The sequence below is a fragment of the Marinobacter sp. F3R08 genome, assembly GCF_018860425.1.
Lineage (GTDB): Bacteria > Pseudomonadota > Gammaproteobacteria > Pseudomonadales > Oleiphilaceae > Marinobacter.
Genome location: NZ_JAHKPI010000002.1, coordinates 29,321 through 47,295 on the forward strand (window position 1 = coordinate 29,321; position 17,975 = coordinate 47,295).

Here is a 17,975-nt window from a genome sequence, read left to right on the forward strand (position 1 = left end):
CAATTTGATATCCCCAGCTCGAACATAATGAAAGGGAGTAGAAACAGTATGAATCGCGCAAAGCTTGCCGTTGCAGTATCGATGGGGTCGGCGATCGTCCTGTCCTCCGGTTGCGCTAGCTTCAACAACACCATGAGCGAACGCGGAGGTGTAATCATTGGAGGTATCGTGGGCGCGGCAGCCGGGGCTCTGGCATGCGACGGAGATCCCGGTTGCATTGCAGTCGGCCTGGTTGGCGGCATGGTGTTGGGAAACCTTTACGACAAGCGTCAGGAGGAACTCCGGAAAGTAGCGCAAGAGAAAGGGATTGCCCTGGAAACGAAGTCGGTCAAGACCTTCAATTCCAGTAAGGACAATGGATTTGAACTCTCGATCAACGAAGGCGGTATGTTCGAGTCAGACTCTGCCCTTCTGAAGACAAGTGCCCGTATGGACCTGATGTCTGTCGCAACGATCTACCGCGATAAGCCGCAAAAGATTCTTGTTATTGGGCACACCGATGCTTCGGGGTCTGACGCATACAACCAGACGCTCTCTGAACAACGTGCACGCACAGTCGCAGAGCTGTTCCATGAAATTGGGGTGCCGTCTGATCAGATCTATTTCCAAGGGGCCGGCGAATCCCAACCGGTAGCAACTAACGATACCTCTGGCGGTCGCTCTACAAACCGTCGAGTAGAAATCATTGAAATCGACTCCGAGGAATCGTTAGCCGCCTACAACCTCCAACGCCAAAAAGACAAACGCTTTCTGGCGCACTCCAATAAGACCGCAAGCGAGAAGAAAACGATTCGTGAGAGGGTCCAGAAATCGCCAGCGCCAGTCCAAGTGCCGGAAGTCGTGGATGTCGAGCCTGTCGATGAACCAATGGCTACACCATCGTTTCAAGCCATGGTCGATTTTGGTGGTCAGCCCGCATCGGCAGATTTCACTCAAATTCAAAAGGCCGCTGGCAACACTGATTCAAGTTCGAATGGTATTAGCTTTTCTGTGTTCTCTGAAGCTGTCGCATCACCCGGAAATGACTTGTCTCCCTGTTATTTGGACTCGCCTCGGGTTACTGGAGACATCAAAAATCTGGGTAGCGGGGAAAAACTCGAAGTATCAGAACTTGATATGGCGGATTACTGGCCCGGCCTCAACGGGAACGTATGGCTGGATACAGTCAACGGACACATGATCGCGTTCGATGAGCTTCGGATCAAGCGTGAAAGTGGCAAGCCGGAAGGTCGCCCGATTGTTCGAATCTACGAGAACGTAAAGCAGGACAAGACAGCTGATTACGTAGCTGAACCACACATTGAGGCTTATCCAGGGGAGAAAGGCCTTTTGATGCGAACGTACTTTGCTGAAGGCCAGCCAGTTGAATGCATGGATGTTGTCATGCCCAACAACGGTGGGAAGACCGTCAAAGTCGGAATGTTCTATTACGGCGAAGGTGAAGGCCTCTACGAACAGGAAATCGCACTAAAGCGACTCCACTAAATAACGTTGAACAACTCCGCAGTATGAGGAAAAACAGATGGATAGCATTCTAAGTGCGATCAACGAATACCGTATTATCCTGGGAGCCATCGTTCTCACTATCATCGCAACGCTTCTGGTGAAAAAGTTCTGGGATGAAGTTTCATTCTTTTGGCTGCGGGTCAAAATGAACATGCCGGTCATCGGGAAGATAAGCCGGCTGTCTAAGCAGCCGGGGCGTGATGAATCCGGGTGGTTCCATGCTGAGAAGGATCTCTGCGGGGAGTTCCGCCCCTATTTTGCAGAGGTTGATAAAGGCCCCAAGTTTTATCATAACTGCAAGAGTTATCTGCGGAAGGTCGATGAACTGGGCCGGGAAAAGCTTGGTTTCTTTGGCTGGATGGCTATTTGCATCATGGTGTTCATTGAAGCAATGGGTTTCTCATACGTGCTGGCGGGTTTCACGATTCCCGGTGCTAGTGAATCTCTACAGCAGCAAGGTGCGGTTGGTATTGCTCTTCTGATTTCCGGCCTTCTTGTCGCCCTGACACATAAAACCGGTCACGAGCTGCATAACAATGGCCTCGTCAAAAAGGCACGTACTTGGTGGCATCAGAGTGACACTAATAGTGCAATGCACCCCAATACCAGCGTTTCCCTTGAGTATGACCATGAAGATGATAAAGACCCAGCGTGGCGGCAGATTCTCAGCCGTATAAACACAAACGCTGCGGTTAAGCCTTCGTACAAAATAACGGTCAGTACCGCGATCTTTGTCCTCTGTGTGGCCGTAGGCGCAACCTACGTTCGTGGCCAGGTGCTCCAAACCGAACAAATGGAGATCCATCGAGCAGATGTAGGAGCGATCGGTGAGATGGCTGAATCAGCGTACTCTGCTGACCCTTATGCCTCCGACATTCCAGCTGAACTTCTGGATAGTCAAACCAAAACTGATGAAGTCGTTGACTCCCAGATCATGGACGCCAATCTCAAAGGCGGTTGGGCAACGTTTATCGTTCTGGCCGTGATCTTTATCTTCCTGCAAATACTTGGTGTGCTCATTGGTTTTAAAACAGGGTTCGGTGGGAAAGAGTCCAGAACGGCATACGATTTCAGTCACAAGTTCAGAAACCATGATGAGTTTGAGGCTTACCATGAGCGGAAGCGGAATCTTGTGTCTCAAATCGCTCAGAGAAACCTGACTAAACTCCAGTCGAAAATGTCCGACAAGCTGAACGCGACTGCTACCGACAAAGCAATGGTGAAGACGCTTGAGGAAGGTAACAGTCGCACGTTCCTCACTTATGCCCGCAAGTTCAGTCAGGAACAGAATTCCTATGCAGTCGAATCGTCTATTGAGCGCCGTCAGCGAGCCGCTAAGCTGGCTGAAAGTGAAAACCCAGAACATGGGCCGGCTCCGACGAAGATCTCGTCAGAGGAGCCTGAGGCCCTGCAGAGCGACTCTGCGTCTGGGCATGGAATTCCCGAGGACGTGATCCTGACCTGGATGGATAAGCTGGGATGGGATCGTGAGAGAACCATTGACCTCCTCTTGAAACAGCGTGCGAAGAAAGAAGCCGAGCGAAAGCCTGAGGTATCCGAAGAAGAAGCGCTTCGAATGATGGAGGAAGCCAACCAATGATCATGAGCATCAGATCCGGAATTGCGAAAGCACTGACGGCCTGTCTGATCGCGGGGGCGGCTTCGGTCGCCCACAGCGTGGGCCGGGATGACTTCCCCTCCTGCTACGGGCTGCTTGGAGGTGCCATTGATCCATTGCCAGCGCAGCGCGAATTGTTTGTTGTGATCGATCAAACCCTGGAGTTTAACGTTCATTTGAAACGGCATGTCCACAGTAAGGTTCATGAATATTTGCAACCAGGTGACCGCATCACCGTTCTAACCTTCAGTGCATACGCTGAAGGGCGTTATGCACAAATGCCACTCACGGGAGCTCTTGATCACGAATTGGATGAGGATGTCCGGTTTAAGACAGGGAAGACAGATCTACGAAAGTTCGATCGTTGCATGGAGCGGCAAAAGGCGTTTGTGCGTGGCGCTATTGACGAAACCTTGAAAACCGCGTTTGCAGAGGCCAGCACTGACCTTCCTAAGACTGAACTGATGGGGTCATTGGTCAATTTCGGACAGGGCGCGATCAGTACCAGTGAGACTCCTGAGAAGGTGGTCTTGCTCGTCTCTGACATGATGGAGAACTCTGACTCGGTTTCGTTCTATGGAAACGGTGGAATCACTAATCTGGATGTTCAGAAGACATTGAGTCGCACAAAGGAAGTGGGCCTATTGAGCCAACTCGATGGAGCTTCAGTGAACGTTATTGGGGCTGGAATTTCTGGTAATGATGGATACCTGAGCCAAACTGCAATGCAAAACATGCATGCTTTCTGGAAGACTTACTTCGAGCATTCTGACGCCACGTTGGCCGGGTGGGGACAGCCTCAGCTTTTTGGCCCCATCCAATAACAACCTTCCCTGCCCGGTTTCTCCAGCCGGGCTGCTTTTGTGATCGGCTTAAGTCCCTTTGAAGCTGCGAGCCAGCAAGTTCATAAGATCGGTCTTCGTCATGGACCGAGTGTTTTCGTGGAGCTGGTCCAAGGCCATCTCGGCCAACCAAAACACCTCGTCACCGGTCAGTGGAATGAATAATCGTTTCCCCTGGGTTGAGAGATCAATTCGGAGAACCGCTTCAGATTGCCATTGAAGTGAATAACTCTTGTTTCGAGCTTCGCCGTGGTACTTAAACTCGATACTTGGTGTGATCCGTAGCACACAAGCGCAGAACCGTGGCAGTTCAGTCGAGCTCACCTGAATGGTCAGCTTCTCATCCCAGCGGACCTCCCCTTCAGCTGCTGGGGCAAGCTCCAGGTTTAGAGAGCTCTCGCGGTTGCGTTTAGTCGTGACCTTCTGGATGGTGCATGCCACCTGGGGACGGAAATACTTTAGCGCTTCTCCGAACTGACCATCTGCACTGGCGGGCTGTCGTTTCATTCTTTGGACACCAATTGGAGTTAACGTATTGACCAGAAAATGGTGTGACACCAACCGGCGTCAACATGAATAGGTTAATGCATCGGCTCGCTGATTTGGCAAAGGTATGAGCGAAAAAACGACCGCAACCCAGCCTGCTAGCGCTCCAGTGTCTGGGACAATAAGCCAGAACTAGAATCGCACGGTGCATATATGATTGAACATCTAATCACTTGGGTTACACAGCTGGCATGGCTATCACTATTCATCGTCATACCAGGGTTTATCCTCTACGTAGCGAATGAGGCGTGGTACTGGACTGTAGGCCGATATTCTCAGCGCATCGAACTAGCTACGGGAATAGTAGGAACGCCTGTCCACGAGATATCTCATGCGATTATGGTGAAGTTATTTGGTATGACAGTAGTTGAAATGGCTTTGTATAAGCCAGATCCCCAGTCAAAATCACTTGGCTATGTGAGCTACTCTTACCGAAGCGGATCGTTGCGACATGGCATAGGGCGATTCTTTGTAGGGATTGCGCCCCTTATTGGCGGTGGGCTAGCGGTTTACGCGCTACTATTGTCATCTGGTTTGCCGGTCCTTAACGATTATGTTCAATTCATCGACGGAGGCGTCTTCTCAGCATTTTCGGCGTGGATTGACCATTTGCTACATGCAGTTAACCGACCGACTGACGTGCTCGTTATCCTGCTATGCATTATGATCAGCACGCACGCCACACCAAGTAAAGCTGACATGGCCGGATCTGCGTCGGGTCTAATAAGTGTGGCTTTGGTCTACATTGCGTATCGGTTTCTAACTTCCCTGTTTCCCGTCATCTCGTCCCAATACATATATCCCTACGTGAATCTCGATGCTGGGGCTTTGTCTCTTGCCGCTCTCGTGATCCAGATGGCTACTTTCGGGGCCCTCGCTTCCATTTTCTTGTCCATGACGGCTCTGGGTCTCGCCAAAATTCGTTCAGTTGTTGCCAGAAAAAACGTGTTCGGACGATAAAAAAGCACCCACTCTTGCGAAGTAGTTTGCCCTCAGCGGTGATAATTCTCCCAATTCAAGGCAATGCAGCACGAGAGGACAAATCGCCATGATGACACCTGAGCATTACGTAGAAGCTATCTCGGTACCGATGCTCCCACGAGTTCACAATCCGTGGTCTCAGACGTGTGTAATGGAAACGAGCATTAACGGTGCTGAGGATCGGAAGGAGCGCCTGATTGCTCACCTCGATTGCACACCCAAGTTAATTCTGGTTGGTAACTCCGCTCGGTACCAGGAATCCAGGTTCACGGGGATTCCTTTCACCTCCGAGCAACAGATTCTTGATGGGCTGGTTCCACGAGTACAGCTCCCTGAGGGTGTTAACCGTCTGTCCAAGCGCGGAAAGCCTATGCGCGACAAAACAGCTGAGATTGTCTGGAAAGCGTTGTACGAGCACGGATTCGCGACAAGCACCATTCTTTGCAACACCGTGCCCTGGCATCCGGAGGGAGAGCGAGGTGCAGGATCGGATCGACTACCTACACATCGTGAAATTCACCTGGGGAGAATCTATCTCCAGTCGTTGATTGATATGCATCCTGATGTGCCTATCGCTGCAGTCGGTATGGTTGCGGAGAAAGCAATGCATGATCTGGGCGTTCATTACAACGGAATTAAAGACCCTGACATCGTTGGGTTCGACGAATTTAGGGAATCATTGGATGCAATTCTGGTGTCACTTGCATTTTCGAACGCCGTGGCATAGTCGGTATACATTCATTCGAGAGAGCGCCAGTCATGCCTACCCGCGAACAAAATAATGAAGTCACACTATCAAACACTGAAAAGGTGATCCTCGGGCTCATTTCAGCTGTATTGGCAGCTCTCGTGATGACAGCGCTACCTTTCACGTCAGCTGATATCGCCGATCACGCCTATCAATTCTGGAAAGGTTAACAATGGATAAGCAGGAAACGGTTGCAAGGTTGCTTGAGCAATATGCTGGTAATACGCCGCAAAAACTCATCGCCCTTACCTATGGCAACGGGATCAATGCGATTCCCGAGGATCTTTCAGGTATACGCATTCGATATGCCCGTATTGGGAAGGGGCTAAGCGCAGACCTCTCAGATCTCTTGAACGCCGATTGCGGCATCATCGACATTCCGTTTTGTGATGCAGAAGCAAAGGTCACGTTGAAGCGTTTTCTGAACTCTATCAAAGGGGACAAGGACTACTTGGTCGTGACAGAGGCAACCGATCTACTTGGGCCCGAACTGGTCCAGTTGCTCGATGGCTTTCGTCCTCGACTCATAGTCACCTCAAATCGACTCACTAAATGCGCCTAACTTAAGGGTCTACATGCAGGGAATCAGATTCCGCAAATATATTCGTCACCAGTTTTTCGATCTGCAGCTGTTTGCCGCCGATTTGGAATCATCACTACGAAGTGATGGATGCGACTGCGTTAGCGCAAGCGTGATTGAGGAGTGTTTCGAGACGGCTCAGGTTTTGGGCTGGGCGGAAGATGGGGTTCGCTATGATATGGCAACGCTAGAAGGTTGCTTTGGCCTATATTCCCATGCCCTTGGCCTGATTGGCTCAAAGGTATACTCCGCAGATGATCGCATAGATTGCGGTACCTTGAGGGATGATGCGTGGGTTACGGACCAATGGCCAACTGTCGGCCCCGTGATTGATCATCTCAATGCTCAGATGGTTGAAGCCCTTGCAGAATCTAGTACAAATGAATACCACCATCTCGGTAGTGACCTGGACCCGGATTGGGGGAGAGTTCACCATTTCATTGACCAGGCGCTGGATCGACCGAACAGCTCAGATTCAACTCGTGCAGTGGTATACCGAATTCATTGAGAACGTGAGCCCCTCTTGGTAGCTGGGCTTGCATTTCCAATTCCCATGGGAAACTAAAACAGTAAAAACGAACTTATAGGAGCGACCAATGTCCCTACGCCGCACAACATCTATGTTAGCAGCCCTTGTTCTATCGGTTTTAATGGTTGGCTGTGCCAGCCAGCCGAAATCGCAAGCGTACATGCTTAATGAATCACTGGGCGGACACCGCATCCAGGATGAACCAACCAATGAAGATCATCAGCGTTCTTCCCCGCTGTTAAAGCACGGAATTCTCATTGCGGGCGCAAACTACGAAAGCACTGCTGGCCTGGGTTTGAGCGGCTTTGAATATGAAGGACTGGCGAATTCTCTCATTATCGCCCTGCTCGATATTGCGTCTCCAAAGAGCTATGAAAACACATGGATTGTTGGCCGACTGCCGATGAACGAAGAGCAAAGTGGTCGAGATCTCCACGGTGAGATATTTGATACCTACTTAGCCGCCGCAAAGAAGGTTCTCGACGAATCCGGTCTTGAATATGAAGCATTTGAGTATGACAAGAAGGTTCATCGCGGCCCTGAGATCGACCTTGATGATACCTATGAATTTGAGGTTTTCATCATCAACGCCCCGGAATTCAACTGTGAGTTCATGATTACGGACGAAGGTAAGAACGACAGCAACTGCGCCCTTATGGTTCGAGCTGGCGGTTTGGAGACTGGATACGCACCAGTTGGCCATGAACTGAATGGTGAAGAGTCTTGGGAGCTGCCTAGCCGTATGAGGCATGAGATCAAGTTCACCCTGAACAATGGCGGCTTTCTGCCCACCATGGAAATGCACAAACGGTTTTCTGAGGAGCTTCCAGGCTGGGCATATATGTTCATCCCTGATGCTGAAGCCTACCCAGTTTTGAACGTTAAAGGGGAGGCCAAGGGCTACCCGTACTTTCTAAACCAGGGGCAAGAGCTGCACTTCGTCAAACCGAAGTCCAAGCTTAAATAGAGCCAGTTGGAGGCATTACCTCAGATCCCGCTGAAAGGAGATGTCATCTATGAACAAGCGATATGCGTTGGTGGTTATCTACCTTTCGGCAGCTCTTTCAGCAATGGTTGGTGCTTTGTGGGCTGAAGAGCATTGCCTGGTTCTTCCACCTGGCACCAGCGAGATTCAGATCAAGACAGCAACTTTGGAATTGCTTGCGGAGCACACCCAAGATCGTTCAGTTCTTCAGGGGCTTACTGTGCTTGAGCAAGGCCGATTGTCCGAAGAAATAACACGGCGAGCTTATGGATTCTCTGAAGCCGGGGAAGTAATAGTTTCTCAGACAGAGGACGAAGTTCGAGTGTGTATGCAATAAGCAGTGTGGAGAATGATGATGAAAACTATTGCTACGTTGATCGTCGGGGCAACTCTGGGTTTTGCAGTAATAGGTCAGAACCCCGACCTGTTACCGGTTGCCCAACACGTTGCGGACATTGTTGAGAGTTGGATCGCCCAATGAATCACAGTGTGATCGACTCGCCGGCTACATTTGTTGTCATCAAAATCACGGCAGTTCTTGTTGGTCTGGTCCTGAATTTTCTCATGGTCAAAATTGGCCCCGCCCTACTCTATTTTAGCTATGGGATATCTCTGGAGATGGCGTTGGCCTCGCGTTCAGAACAACTTCCTGAAATGGTTGAAAGCACCGTTGGCTGCTTTCCAGATCACCTAACTATCTCACTAGATAGGTTGGATGTTGCGCTTAAAGAGTCCGTAACACTGTGCTCGGAGACCTGATTTATGGACGGCTCACAACGCAATATTCCCAAAGAGGTTAGAGATCTTCTGGTCGAATCCCGTTTCGGGATCTCTTTTCCTTGTACATCAGGATGCCAGATGAGATTTGTCGAGAATGGAAAAAATCTCGGAGGGTTTTATTCTTATCGACAATGGGGCGGAATTCGGCCTGCAGTGCAAGCTGCAAAATCTCGAAACCTTCAATTGCGGGCTCAGTTCGGAAGGACCAAAGCAGGCCGGCGCAGAATTCGCGAGTTCGCTAAGGCCAACTCAAATACTGGTGTGCTTGGAGTCTCCAAGAACGCTTATCTGGATAAGCGCCGAGGTGTCACCTATATCCGCTACATGGCGGCATGGAATGACCGTGGAACACCAAAAACACGCGGTTTTCATCTCTGTGAGGGTTCGTCAGGGGACCATCATTTCCATGCTCTGCGGACAGCCATTGCCTTCAGAAAGGAGTGGGAGCGTGATGGTGATGGGTTCGACCCCGCCCGCTTCCAACTATGGAAAACTAAAAGACTGTACGAACCGGGAGAGCCGGATCTCCCATCAGATTTTTGGGATTAGCTGGAATGAACCAGACCACACTAACCAGTGATCTTCTGGATGATCTTGACCTATTGCTCGATCAGATTGCTGAGCTATCTCATTTAGATTGTAACGCAGCTGCAGATCTCCTTTCTTACGAACTGGAGCGTGAAGGTGTTGGTCATACCAGAATGTGTGGATCAGTCGTTCAGGCTAGATCTGGCGAAACTGTATTTCCACATTGTTGGATTGAGCTTCCCAATGGCGGGATTCTCGATGTCCGTTTGCAGAAGTATTTCCCTTACGCTGATGATGTTCCTCACGGAATGTTTTGGGAAACCGAGGCGTATAGGTACACCGGTGCAGCGGCATTCAATGAAAGGATTCCTGAAGAACTGATTAAAGAAATTGCGTCATGAACATGTCTGGCTACGTAGGTGATTTCATCTTTCGCATGCGAAAGATCTCAGCCTGACTGGCCCCCTGCAGAAATCCGTTCTCAATACCCTACTCGTTTTTCGCATGCGAAAGATCTCGGTCTGATTGGACTCCTCCAGAAAGACGACCTTAATCCCCTACTCATTTTTCGCATGCGAAAGATCACCGTCTGATTCGGCTCCTCCAGAAAGACGACCTTAATCCCCTATTCATCTTTCGCATGCGAAAGATGCGATCCGTTTCTGGAGTGTCAGCATTACGCCTGTTACATAAGATTTGGTAAAAAAATAGGCAGCTACCTCCGCCATTGGGATATGGAACATCAGTACGCTCTTAATCAGAGATTTAAGGAGGTAATGATGTCACTGATCGCGCATAACAATGGAATGCCCAAGACAAAGACCTATGTCCGTGAAGACGTGTCTGAGGCGCTTGTGAAAGCTACCGAGGAACTTTACGAAGGTGAACGTAGGCTTCACAGGCGACGATTGTTCATGGGTTCAATAATGCTTGTACGGCGAAGCACCGATGTTCAGGCCACTTGGACCCAGGTATCTGCCGCTAACTTTTCTCGGAGCGGCACCCTGTTTGATTCCGTCGAGAAGTTCCTTACCGGTTCTAAGCTTTGGATAAAAATACAGCCAGATAGATCCTTAACTCACCTGGACGCATTTCTAGTTCCCGGTGAAGTTCGACGTGTGACGAAGTACGGGAACAAATTCCGAACTGGTATTCAGTTCCGCCCCGATCTGATCCGAGACCTTCGCCGACTGCAAACGGAAACGGCATTGATAGATTTCGAAGATTTTCTGGCCGCAATTGAAAATGTAAACGATCGCCAGAAATCTGCGTGCTGAGGATAGACTCATGAAACTGTATCTATGTGAGAAACCTTCACAAGCAAAAGACTTGGCCACCGTTCTTGGCATAGTTAAACGTTCGGATGGGTATATAGAGTGCAGTAATAATCAGGCTGTGACCTGGGCGTTTGGTCATTTGGCTGAACAGTTCATGCCTGACGACTATGATGAGTCGCTTAAGCGCTGGGAGCTGGACCCTTTACCGATTATCCCCAAGCCCTGGAAGATGAAGATCAAGAAGTCAGGCGCAAAGCAGTTCAAAGTCATCAAAGGGTTGATAGCAAAAGCAGACAGCATTTGTATCTCAACTGACTATGAGCGTGAGGGCGAGCTCATTGCACGAGAATTGATGTACCTGTGCAAGTTCAATGGGCCAGTCACAAGACTGAAGCTAACCGCTCTTGATGACACGTCGATTCGCAAAGCGCTAGCCGATCCACTTCAAGGACGTGAAACAGAACCTTTGTACTACGCTGGCTTGTCGCGAGCCCGAGCCGACTGGCTGGTCGGAATGAATCTTTCGAGGCTATACACTTTATTAGGCCGGGCAGCGGGTGGTGAGATCACACTTCATGTTGGACGGGTAGTCACACCCACTGTTGCCTTGGTGTATCAACGTGACAAAGCAATTGAAGAATTTGTCCCGTCACCATTTTATGAAGTGTCGGCGAACATCCTGGTACAGCGCGGTCACTTTAATGCGAAATGGGTTTGTCCTGAGGACATGGCTGATTCTGAAGGCCGTTGCATTAACAAGGGGTATGCACAGCAAGTTGCACAGGCAATTCAGGGAGCTCAGGGGAGAATTGCCAAGGTTACCCAGAAACAACGCAAAGAGAACGCTCCGCTTCCATTTGATATGACTAGCCTTCAGCAATATGGATCGAAACGTTGGGGATATACGGCTCAGGAAGTATTGGACATTGCCCAGTCCCTCTATGAGACACATAAGCTCATATCCTATCCACGTACAGATTCAAGATATCTTCCGGATTCCCAGCATCAAGAGGTATCAGGCATTCTACAAAGCCTTAGTCGGAGCGATCCTGACTTTGCGGGAATTTGCGCAGGTGCCGATGCAACAGTGAAGGGGCGAGCTTTTAATGATTCAAAGGTCTCAGCTCACAATGGGATCATCCCAACTCACAAGGTTGGGGATCTCTCGAAACTGAATGAGAGGGAAAGGCAGCTTTACGACGCTGTACGCAGGTTCTATGTGGCCCAGTTCTACGAACCGTATCAATTCGAGTCGACAGATGTTGTTGCGCATATTGGTGGAAATTCTCAGCAGGAACCCCAACAGTTCGTCGCGAATGGGAAAGTTCCCAAAGCAATGGGCTGGAGAGTTTTGTTTCAAGAGCAAAGTGAGCACGACCCAAAGGATGATGCTGAAGACGATGCCGAGAACAGCACGTTACCAGCAATGTCAGAAGGTGAGGGTGCTCAGGCAAGAACAGCGAACTTCTATGAGAAGATGACTCGCCCGGCTCCGCACTTCACGGAGGCAGCTCTGCTTGCCGCTATGGAAAACATCGCCCGCTTTGTTCCGGAGCCTCAGTTTAAAAGGGTGTTGAAAGAAACATCTGGGATCGGCACGGTGGCAACCCGAGCAGGTATTATCGAAGGGGCGATCCAGAAGGGGTATCTAAAGCGCGAAAAGCGGACACTGCGTTCAACACCAAAAGCAGCCGCTCTGATCAGCTTCGTTCCGAAGGTTGTATCCAGTCCTGGGATGACAGCTGCCTGGGAGCAAGAACTGGAGAAGATTGCTTCCGGGGAGCAAACCATGACCAATTTCTTGTCAGAACTTGAGCGCTGGTTGAGCAAGATGATTGAGAAGGTTAAGGCTAGCGGCATAGCTGATAACCCTGAGGTCAAAGCGGCACTGGCAGCAGAGAAAGGGCCTGCTTATGATTGTCCATCCTGCGGATCTGAAATGCGTAAGCGGAAAGGTCAGTACGGAGACTTCTGGGGTTGTACATCTCGCAGCTGCAACAAGACGTTCGATAATTACCGTAACAAGCCGGACTTTGACGGAAAAAAGAAGAGGGCGACGACCAAGAAGAAGGGGACGGTTAGAAAGAAAAAAGCGGCATAGATAGAGAAAACCCGGCAAGAGCCGGGTTTTTTTATGGTCGTGTAGGCTAATTAGTAGCTACAGTTCCCTGAATTCATTGAAATCTGTTTGTCTTGCACACAACCTGTTTCTTGAACGCTATGCACCTTCGTTTGATCTGAGAATTGGTAATCAGGAAACCATTCAGCAGAAGGCCCTCTACTATCTAAATGGGCTTGGCCTGGACCCACATAGCTCTCAAAGTAATGTTGGCCGGCATCACTGGAGATCCCCTGAGAAAAGCCCTCTGTGGCGCTCTGAACCGTGCTTTTCAGTTCATTAAAGCTAGCAGAGTAGTCCATCTGTTTGGCTGCGCTAAGCGCGTCTGATGGCTGCTCTGCCGTTGGCTCGCCATTTCCGAGTAAAGTGCCGGCAATAAAGCTCAAATCGTTAGAGACAAGCCAATGTTTAAGCGCGTTCTTCTGACGTTCTGGCAGAATAGAATTTAATGCCACCGGGGCCAACATTGAAACCGCAACGAACAGGATTACTAAACGAATCATCTTTCCCTCACATACCAGCTTGTATGATCGGATTATCTGATAAGAAGGGCAGGGCGGTTGGGGTAGAGGAAGCGGTTTTCTTGCCTGAAACGCAAAAACCTCCGTTCGGGAGGTTTCATGACATGAGATCTGATAAAGCTGTACGTGAGCGTTGCTCAGAGTAAAGAATCACCGCGAGCCGGTGTAAAGATGAACGACCTTGGCTTTGCGCTCATCTTCGGGGCGCGAATTGTACGGCTCCCCTAATGGTCGATCGCCAGGGCTCGATTCTGCGCCAATAGACTGGCGCATGATGTTCCAGGTTTTGAGTAGCTTATCTTTTTCTGCTCTGGTCAGTTGTTTGCTGGGATCACCAGAGAGCTCGATCGCCATTTTGTCGGCAATGCTGACCAGATCACTGAGCAGTTTGTCACGCATCTATGAACCTTATGGGTTACTGCAATCCTGATCAGAACTCACGGCAGATCATTAATCGCATAATAGTGTAGTCCTTCGCCTCTTCCCGCTTTGTCACAATAAAGCAGACCGCAAAGTAGCGCCAGTATGTCGTATATCGATACGCAAGTGAATGCTGTGAAACACCTACTTTCAATAGGTTACTTATATTACCGGTGAGATTTGACCCGATAGCACAAACCGGAAGCAAATTAACTTTAACTAACAAAGTCATAGGATGCTTTCGCATGCGAAAAAAAACATACCTTGACTGGCCGCCGGTAATGGACGTTGGCGTCAATGTCAGCTATTGTCCTGTTACGGTGCCACGAGCGGATAAAAGGATCACCAATGTCAGATATAGTGACTCGTAAAACGAAATGCCCAGTCATTTCGATTGCAAATATGAAAGGCGGAGTAGGGAAGAGCACGATCGTTATCCAGGCGACATTCGCTTATTCCTCAGATAAGTACCGCTTCCCAGACGACAAAAAGATTCTCGTCGTCGACATGGACCCGCAGGGCAACAGCAGCACCAGGTTGATGCGAAGAACAGATCTGTCGCAGTTGGAAGGGACTCGAACGCACGAACTCTTCAATGAGGATCTGGAGACAATCAAGCCAGTTAGTACACCTTGTGGGGCTGACTTGATCTTTTCACTTCAGAATGACGGAAGTCTTGATGATATCGAACTCCGGCCAATGGAAGTGTTTCTTAATCCGATCAAGCACATTGCTGATTTGGCACGATCGGGACGCTATGCCGCTATCATTCTTGACTGCCCACCCAGTCGCTCACGCAAGTTCACAGCGGCCCTTAGTTGCGCCACAGATGTCATCGTACCGGTAGAGGTGAGCGGTTTTGCAACAGATGCTCTGAGCGGCATCATGGAAAGTATTGAGATTGCTGCTGAGGTGAACCCAGTGGTGCAGCTTACTGGTGTTGTTATTAACAAGTTCAACTCCAGGTCTAAGCGCCATAAACAGGAGCGAGAGACCCTGATTCGCGTCCTGGGTGATAAAGTTTTCGACCAGCCGTTGGTAAATCGAGCACCGGTCGATGAGGCTAACGCTGAGGGTATTCCTGTGAGCAAAATCACCAGTGGCGCTGGTCGAGCTGCAGCCAAGGAAGTTGAAATAATTTGCAATGAAATTGCACAACGCTGCGGTATTGAAATTCTAAAGGGCAAGAAGCCTAAGAGAAGCCCAGCATCAGTGAAGAGAGATTGAAACGATGGAAAACAGCTCATTAACCAATCTTAGCAACTTTCAAAAACGCGCAGATCAACGGCGGCAGGAAGAAGCAGATCGCCAAGAGGTTGAGCAACTTATTAAGAACGGCAAAACGGTTCTCAGTGTTCATTGGTCTGAAGTCTACCCGAATCCCCAGGTACGAAAGACCTTTAAGAACATTCCCGAGTTGGCTTATACCATCGCGACTATGGGGCAAGAGTCTCCTATTCGGGTTAGGCCGAAAGATGATAAGGGTTACTGCATCCGACGTGGAGAAAGGCGTTGGAGGGCCTGCAAGTATAATGACTCCAACATCGACATCATCATTGATGATAAAGAACTAGACGATGTTGGCCATGAAAAAGCGATGCAGCTTATTGAAAACGTTCAGCGGGAAGATCTGACTCCCATGGAGACAGCCGAAGGCCTTGCTGAGTTGTTGCTGGAATATGGCCGGACTCAAGGAGGTTTAGCCAAAGAAATTGGCATGTCCGAATCCAAGGTCTCAAAGTATCTGGCACTTTTGAAGGCACCAGAATGTGTTCAGGAGCTGTTGGAGGCCGAGTATACGTCGGATCTCGAACTGGTTGGAATTCTCAGGAAGGTCCACGAACTTGATCCAAAGCGTTGCGAGCAGATGTGCGCTACCGTTATGGATGAAGGTATGTCGCGTGGCATGGCGACGGGAATTCTGCGTGCTATCAAGCAGGAAAAGAGTGACAAAGACCGGGCCGACGCGAATCCGAAGACCGGCAGTCCGAAGCTTGATGATCCTGGTTCGCTGGCTGAAGCGGAGCACGAGCGTGAACTGAATGAAGCAGGGCTCAATGAGTCCGGGCTGGAGCTGCCGCCTGAACCAGATCCTGAACCAGTCAAAACACCGGCTACTGCACGATCCCCGCAAGATCCGCACGCCAAGCAAGAGACGGCTCTGCTGAACAAGGACGGATTCTATGAACGTCGACCTGAAGACGCTATTTTGCTTTGTGAGATTGAACACAACGGCACAAAGCGCAAAGGCGTTTTGCAACTCCACCTTCTTGCAGATGAGGACGATGAGGTCGTGCTCAGGATCTCTGGAGAAAATGGAGAAGATGAGCTGGTGGCTTGTAAAGCGGATAGTGTAAAGCTCATTGGCTACAAGCAGTAAGGTGTGGAGAGATTCCCTGTTACAGAACGTAATTGGACGTTTGAGCTCTGTTACTGTCCTGTCAGGGAGTCTTTAAAAGCTCTTACTGTGGAGAAATTGCCTGTTATTGGCATCTACCCAGGCAGGCGTGATTTGTATATATAAAAAAATCAATTGCTTACAGGGTGATATCTCGTGGATGGCCAGAATTCAGCAGTTCCAGTCGATTGGATTGGTCTAATGGAAGTTCGCAAAACAGGCAATTTCTCCACGGCGGTAAGAGTCCTACTGGCCAGCAGGCAATCTCTCCACAGATATTTGAAAGGCTAGTGAAATCAATGATGTACGGAACAGGCAATTTCTCCACACTAACAGGCCTTTTCTCCACCGTTTTCAGGCAATCTCTCCACGGCTTTCAGGCATTTTCTCCACAGTGTTCAGGCAATTTCTCCACGGCTTTCAGGCAATCTCTCCACATTTATCAGGCAATCTCTCCACCGATACGCATATAACCTCCTGATTAATATAGTGGTAGAAGTGCCTCGAAAAGGGCCTAAAAGAGAAAAGAAGTAAAAGGTAAAAGTTAAAAGGGAACGGTTCTCTTGAAAAACGATTCAAAAAAAACACAGACCAGGGCGCGGCTGGTTGTCAAAAAGGCCAACGAACTGATTACGGCTCAGTACCGATTGCCATTGGTTCAGCAGAGATTGTTGCTGCTACTGATATCCCAGATCGAGCCTAAGAAAGCTATTACTGCGGAGGACTGGTTTTACGTTGACGTAGAACTGTACGCTCAGGTATTCGATCTCGATATCAATGGTGCCTACAAATCCGTTGGCAAGGCCGTACATGACCTGGCCGAACAGTGGGCTTTGCTGGAAGATACTGAGGGACAGAGAACCGAGGTCCGGTGGATCGGTGCAAAACGCTATCTGAAACGTTCAGGTCGTGTTGGCGTTAAGTTCAATAGCGATATGATCCCATACATATCGGATCTGCACGGCAGATTCACGCAGTATGAGTTAAGGCATATCGGCCAGATGCGAAGTGCCTGGGGCATTCCGTTTTACGAATTGCTTTCGCGCTGGCGGAACAAAACCATGCAGTATTTTCCGCTGGAAGCCCTTCGAGAGAAATTCATGTTGCAAGACAAGTACCCGAACTGGCGGGACTTCAAGCGCTTTGTCATCGAATATGCTATGACAGATTTGAATACTCCAAGAAGCGAGTTCGATGTCAGTTGGGAACCCGTTTACGGGGGAAACAAGGTCATCGGAATAAACGTTCACTACAAACCCAAGAAAACCGTGGTTGAAGAACGTAAGAAGATTGAGTCTGAGAAACAGGCAAGCCGTAAGTCCAAATCAAAAAACCCGCAGCCAGCACCATCCCAGCCGCAACAGCCGCATGCATGGGAGAAGTATGGATACCTCCTCCCTGGAGAGTGGGCGGATGCACTTCGTTTGAGTAAGGAGATTGATTTCGACGTGACGAGTTATGAGGAGTATCAGATGGCGAAGGAGAAAGAGAAACGGGGCGCTACAAAGAAAAAGAAAACAGGCGGTCAGAAAACTCTTTTCTAAAGAGGCGTGCAAAAAAACACATCCTCTTCGAAATTTTGAGGCCTCGCGCTTTG

Annotated in this window: 20 protein-coding genes; 17 read left to right on the forward strand and 3 right to left on the reverse strand. The window is 49.5% G+C overall.

The window, feature by feature from the left end:
- Window positions 1–48 precede the first annotated feature (48 nt).
- Genes KO499_RS00205 through KO499_RS00215 form a run of 3 tightly spaced genes read left to right on the forward strand, consistent with a single transcriptional unit; the run spans window position 49 to window position 3,948 of the window.
- The gene (locus KO499_RS00205) at window positions 49–1,485 is read left to right on the forward strand and encodes an OmpA family protein (RefSeq protein ID WP_215981751.1); all 1,437 of its coding nucleotides are present in this window, start codon (window positions 49–51) and stop codon (window positions 1,483–1,485) included.
- A 37-nt stretch (window positions 1,486–1,522) separates the two neighbouring features.
- On the forward strand, window positions 1,523–3,106 hold the full coding sequence (locus tag KO499_RS00210) for a hypothetical protein (protein WP_215981752.1): 1,584 nt from the start codon (window positions 1,523–1,525) through the stop codon (window positions 3,104–3,106).
- Entirely contained in the window at window positions 3,103–3,948 is an 846-nt protein-coding gene (locus KO499_RS00215) for a hypothetical protein (protein WP_215981753.1), read from the forward strand. Before KO499_RS00210 ends, KO499_RS00215 begins: the two co-directional genes overlap by 4 nt.
- 48 nt (window positions 3,949–3,996) lie before the next feature.
- Here KO499_RS00215 and KO499_RS00220 read toward each other — a convergent pair whose 3' ends face one another.
- Window positions 3,997–4,473: a hypothetical protein gene (locus KO499_RS00220; RefSeq protein WP_215981754.1), complete on the reverse strand. Its 477-nt coding sequence runs from the start codon at window positions 4,471–4,473 to the stop codon at window positions 3,997–3,999.
- A 192-nt stretch (window positions 4,474–4,665) separates the two neighbouring features.
- On the opposite strand from KO499_RS00220, the gene KO499_RS00225 reads away from it, so the two are divergent.
- The 11 genes from KO499_RS00225 (at window position 4,666) to KO499_RS00275 (ending at window position 13,021) form a co-directional block, all read left to right on the forward strand.
- A complete protein-coding gene (locus KO499_RS00225) occupies window positions 4,666–5,472 on the forward strand; it encodes a hypothetical protein (RefSeq protein ID WP_215981755.1) in 807 nt (268 codons plus the stop codon).
- Window positions 5,473–5,644: 172 nt separating this feature from the next.
- On the forward strand, window positions 5,645–6,220 hold the full coding sequence (locus KO499_RS00230; protein WP_215981756.1) for a uracil-DNA glycosylase: 576 nt from the start codon (window positions 5,645–5,647) through the stop codon (window positions 6,218–6,220).
- A gap of 193 nt (window positions 6,221–6,413) precedes the next feature.
- Window positions 6,414–6,803, forward strand: a complete 390-nt coding sequence (locus tag KO499_RS00235; RefSeq protein ID WP_215981757.1) for a hypothetical protein — start codon at window positions 6,414–6,416, stop codon at window positions 6,801–6,803.
- Between the two features lie 13 nt (window positions 6,804–6,816).
- Window positions 6,817–7,329, forward strand: coding sequence for a hypothetical protein (locus KO499_RS00240; protein ID WP_215981758.1), 513 nt, complete (start codon window positions 6,817–6,819; stop codon window positions 7,327–7,329).
- Between the two features lie 88 nt (window positions 7,330–7,417).
- Window positions 7,418–8,317: a hypothetical protein gene (locus KO499_RS00245; protein ID WP_215981759.1), complete on the forward strand. Its 900-nt coding sequence runs from the start codon at window positions 7,418–7,420 to the stop codon at window positions 8,315–8,317.
- 49 nt (window positions 8,318–8,366) lie between these two features.
- Window positions 8,367–8,672 (forward strand): hypothetical protein, encoded by a 306-nt coding sequence (locus KO499_RS00250; protein WP_215981760.1) that lies wholly within the window; start codon window positions 8,367–8,369, stop codon window positions 8,670–8,672.
- Between the two features lie 140 nt (window positions 8,673–8,812).
- A complete protein-coding gene (locus KO499_RS00255) occupies window positions 8,813–9,094 on the forward strand; it encodes a hypothetical protein (RefSeq protein WP_215981761.1) in 282 nt (93 codons plus the stop codon).
- A 3-nt stretch (window positions 9,095–9,097) separates the two neighbouring features.
- A complete protein-coding gene (locus KO499_RS00260; protein ID WP_215981762.1) occupies window positions 9,098–9,664 on the forward strand; it encodes a hypothetical protein in 567 nt (188 codons plus the stop codon).
- A gap of 5 nt (window positions 9,665–9,669) precedes the next feature.
- Window positions 9,670–10,044 (forward strand): hypothetical protein, encoded by a 375-nt coding sequence (locus tag KO499_RS00265; protein WP_215981763.1) that lies wholly within the window; start codon window positions 9,670–9,672, stop codon window positions 10,042–10,044.
- Between the two features lie 378 nt (window positions 10,045–10,422).
- Complete coding sequence (locus KO499_RS00270; RefSeq protein ID WP_215981764.1) at window positions 10,423–10,920, forward strand: PilZ domain-containing protein; 498 nt, start codon at window positions 10,423–10,425, stop codon at window positions 10,918–10,920.
- Between the two features lie 10 nt (window positions 10,921–10,930).
- Entirely contained in the window at window positions 10,931–13,021 is a 2,091-nt protein-coding gene (locus KO499_RS00275) for a DNA topoisomerase III (RefSeq protein ID WP_215981765.1), read from the forward strand.
- A 50-nt stretch (window positions 13,022–13,071) separates the two neighbouring features.
- Here KO499_RS00275 and KO499_RS00280 read toward each other — a convergent pair whose 3' ends face one another.
- Both KO499_RS00280 and KO499_RS00285 read right to left on the reverse strand, forming a co-directional pair.
- On the reverse strand, window positions 13,072–13,542 hold the full coding sequence (locus tag KO499_RS00280) for a hypothetical protein (RefSeq protein WP_215981766.1): 471 nt from the start codon (window positions 13,540–13,542) through the stop codon (window positions 13,072–13,074).
- Between the two features lie 168 nt (window positions 13,543–13,710).
- Window positions 13,711–13,959: a hypothetical protein gene (locus KO499_RS00285; RefSeq protein ID WP_215981767.1), complete on the reverse strand. Its 249-nt coding sequence runs from the start codon at window positions 13,957–13,959 to the stop codon at window positions 13,711–13,713.
- A 369-nt stretch (window positions 13,960–14,328) separates the two neighbouring features.
- Between KO499_RS00285 and KO499_RS00290 the strand changes: the two genes are divergently transcribed.
- The 3 genes from KO499_RS00290 (at window position 14,329) to KO499_RS00300 (ending at window position 17,922) form a co-directional block, all read left to right on the forward strand.
- Window positions 14,329–15,207, forward strand: a complete 879-nt coding sequence (locus KO499_RS00290) for a ParA family protein (protein ID WP_215981768.1) — start codon at window positions 14,329–14,331, stop codon at window positions 15,205–15,207.
- Window positions 15,208–15,211: 4 nt separating this feature from the next.
- Window positions 15,212–16,360: a ParB/RepB/Spo0J family partition protein gene (locus KO499_RS00295; protein WP_215981769.1), complete on the forward strand. Its 1,149-nt coding sequence runs from the start codon at window positions 15,212–15,214 to the stop codon at window positions 16,358–16,360.
- Between the two features lie 581 nt (window positions 16,361–16,941).
- On the forward strand, window positions 16,942–17,922 hold the full coding sequence (locus tag KO499_RS00300; RefSeq protein WP_215981770.1) for a replication initiation protein: 981 nt from the start codon (window positions 16,942–16,944) through the stop codon (window positions 17,920–17,922).
- Window positions 17,923–17,975 lie beyond the last annotated feature (53 nt).

Excerpts from the sequence above, each read along its gene's own strand:
- KO499_RS00205 (WP_215981751.1), top strand. The coding sequence starts at position 49 with ATGAATCGCGCAAAGCTTGCCGTTGCAGTATCGATGGGGTCGGCGATC.
- KO499_RS00210 (WP_215981752.1), top strand. The coding sequence starts at position 1,523 with ATGGATAGCATTCTAAGTGCGATCAACGAATACCGTATTATCCTGGGA.
- KO499_RS00215 (WP_215981753.1), top strand. The coding sequence starts at position 3,103 with ATGATCATGAGCATCAGATCCGGAATTGCGAAAGCACTGACGGCCTGT.
- KO499_RS00220 (WP_215981754.1), bottom strand. The coding sequence starts at position 4,473 with ATGAAACGACAGCCCGCCAGTGCAGATGGTCAGTTCGGAGAAGCGCTA.
- KO499_RS00225 (WP_215981755.1), top strand. The coding sequence starts at position 4,666 with ATGATTGAACATCTAATCACTTGGGTTACACAGCTGGCATGGCTATCA.
- KO499_RS00230 (WP_215981756.1), top strand. The coding sequence starts at position 5,645 with ATGGAAACGAGCATTAACGGTGCTGAGGATCGGAAGGAGCGCCTGATT.
- KO499_RS00235 (WP_215981757.1), top strand. The coding sequence starts at position 6,414 with ATGGATAAGCAGGAAACGGTTGCAAGGTTGCTTGAGCAATATGCTGGT.
- KO499_RS00240 (WP_215981758.1), top strand. The coding sequence starts at position 6,817 with ATGCAGGGAATCAGATTCCGCAAATATATTCGTCACCAGTTTTTCGAT.
- KO499_RS00245 (WP_215981759.1), top strand. The coding sequence starts at position 7,418 with ATGTCCCTACGCCGCACAACATCTATGTTAGCAGCCCTTGTTCTATCG.
- KO499_RS00250 (WP_215981760.1), top strand. The coding sequence starts at position 8,367 with ATGAACAAGCGATATGCGTTGGTGGTTATCTACCTTTCGGCAGCTCTT.
- KO499_RS00255 (WP_215981761.1), top strand. The coding sequence starts at position 8,813 with ATGAATCACAGTGTGATCGACTCGCCGGCTACATTTGTTGTCATCAAA.
- KO499_RS00260 (WP_215981762.1), top strand. The coding sequence starts at position 9,098 with ATGGACGGCTCACAACGCAATATTCCCAAAGAGGTTAGAGATCTTCTG.
- KO499_RS00265 (WP_215981763.1), top strand. The coding sequence starts at position 9,670 with ATGAACCAGACCACACTAACCAGTGATCTTCTGGATGATCTTGACCTA.
- KO499_RS00270 (WP_215981764.1), top strand. The coding sequence starts at position 10,423 with ATGTCACTGATCGCGCATAACAATGGAATGCCCAAGACAAAGACCTAT.
- KO499_RS00275 (WP_215981765.1), top strand. The coding sequence starts at position 10,931 with ATGAAACTGTATCTATGTGAGAAACCTTCACAAGCAAAAGACTTGGCC.
- KO499_RS00280 (WP_215981766.1), bottom strand. The coding sequence starts at position 13,542 with ATGATTCGTTTAGTAATCCTGTTCGTTGCGGTTTCAATGTTGGCCCCG.
- KO499_RS00285 (WP_215981767.1), bottom strand. The coding sequence starts at position 13,959 with ATGCGTGACAAACTGCTCAGTGATCTGGTCAGCATTGCCGACAAAATG.
- KO499_RS00290 (WP_215981768.1), top strand. The coding sequence starts at position 14,329 with ATGTCAGATATAGTGACTCGTAAAACGAAATGCCCAGTCATTTCGATT.
- KO499_RS00295 (WP_215981769.1), top strand. The coding sequence starts at position 15,212 with ATGGAAAACAGCTCATTAACCAATCTTAGCAACTTTCAAAAACGCGCA.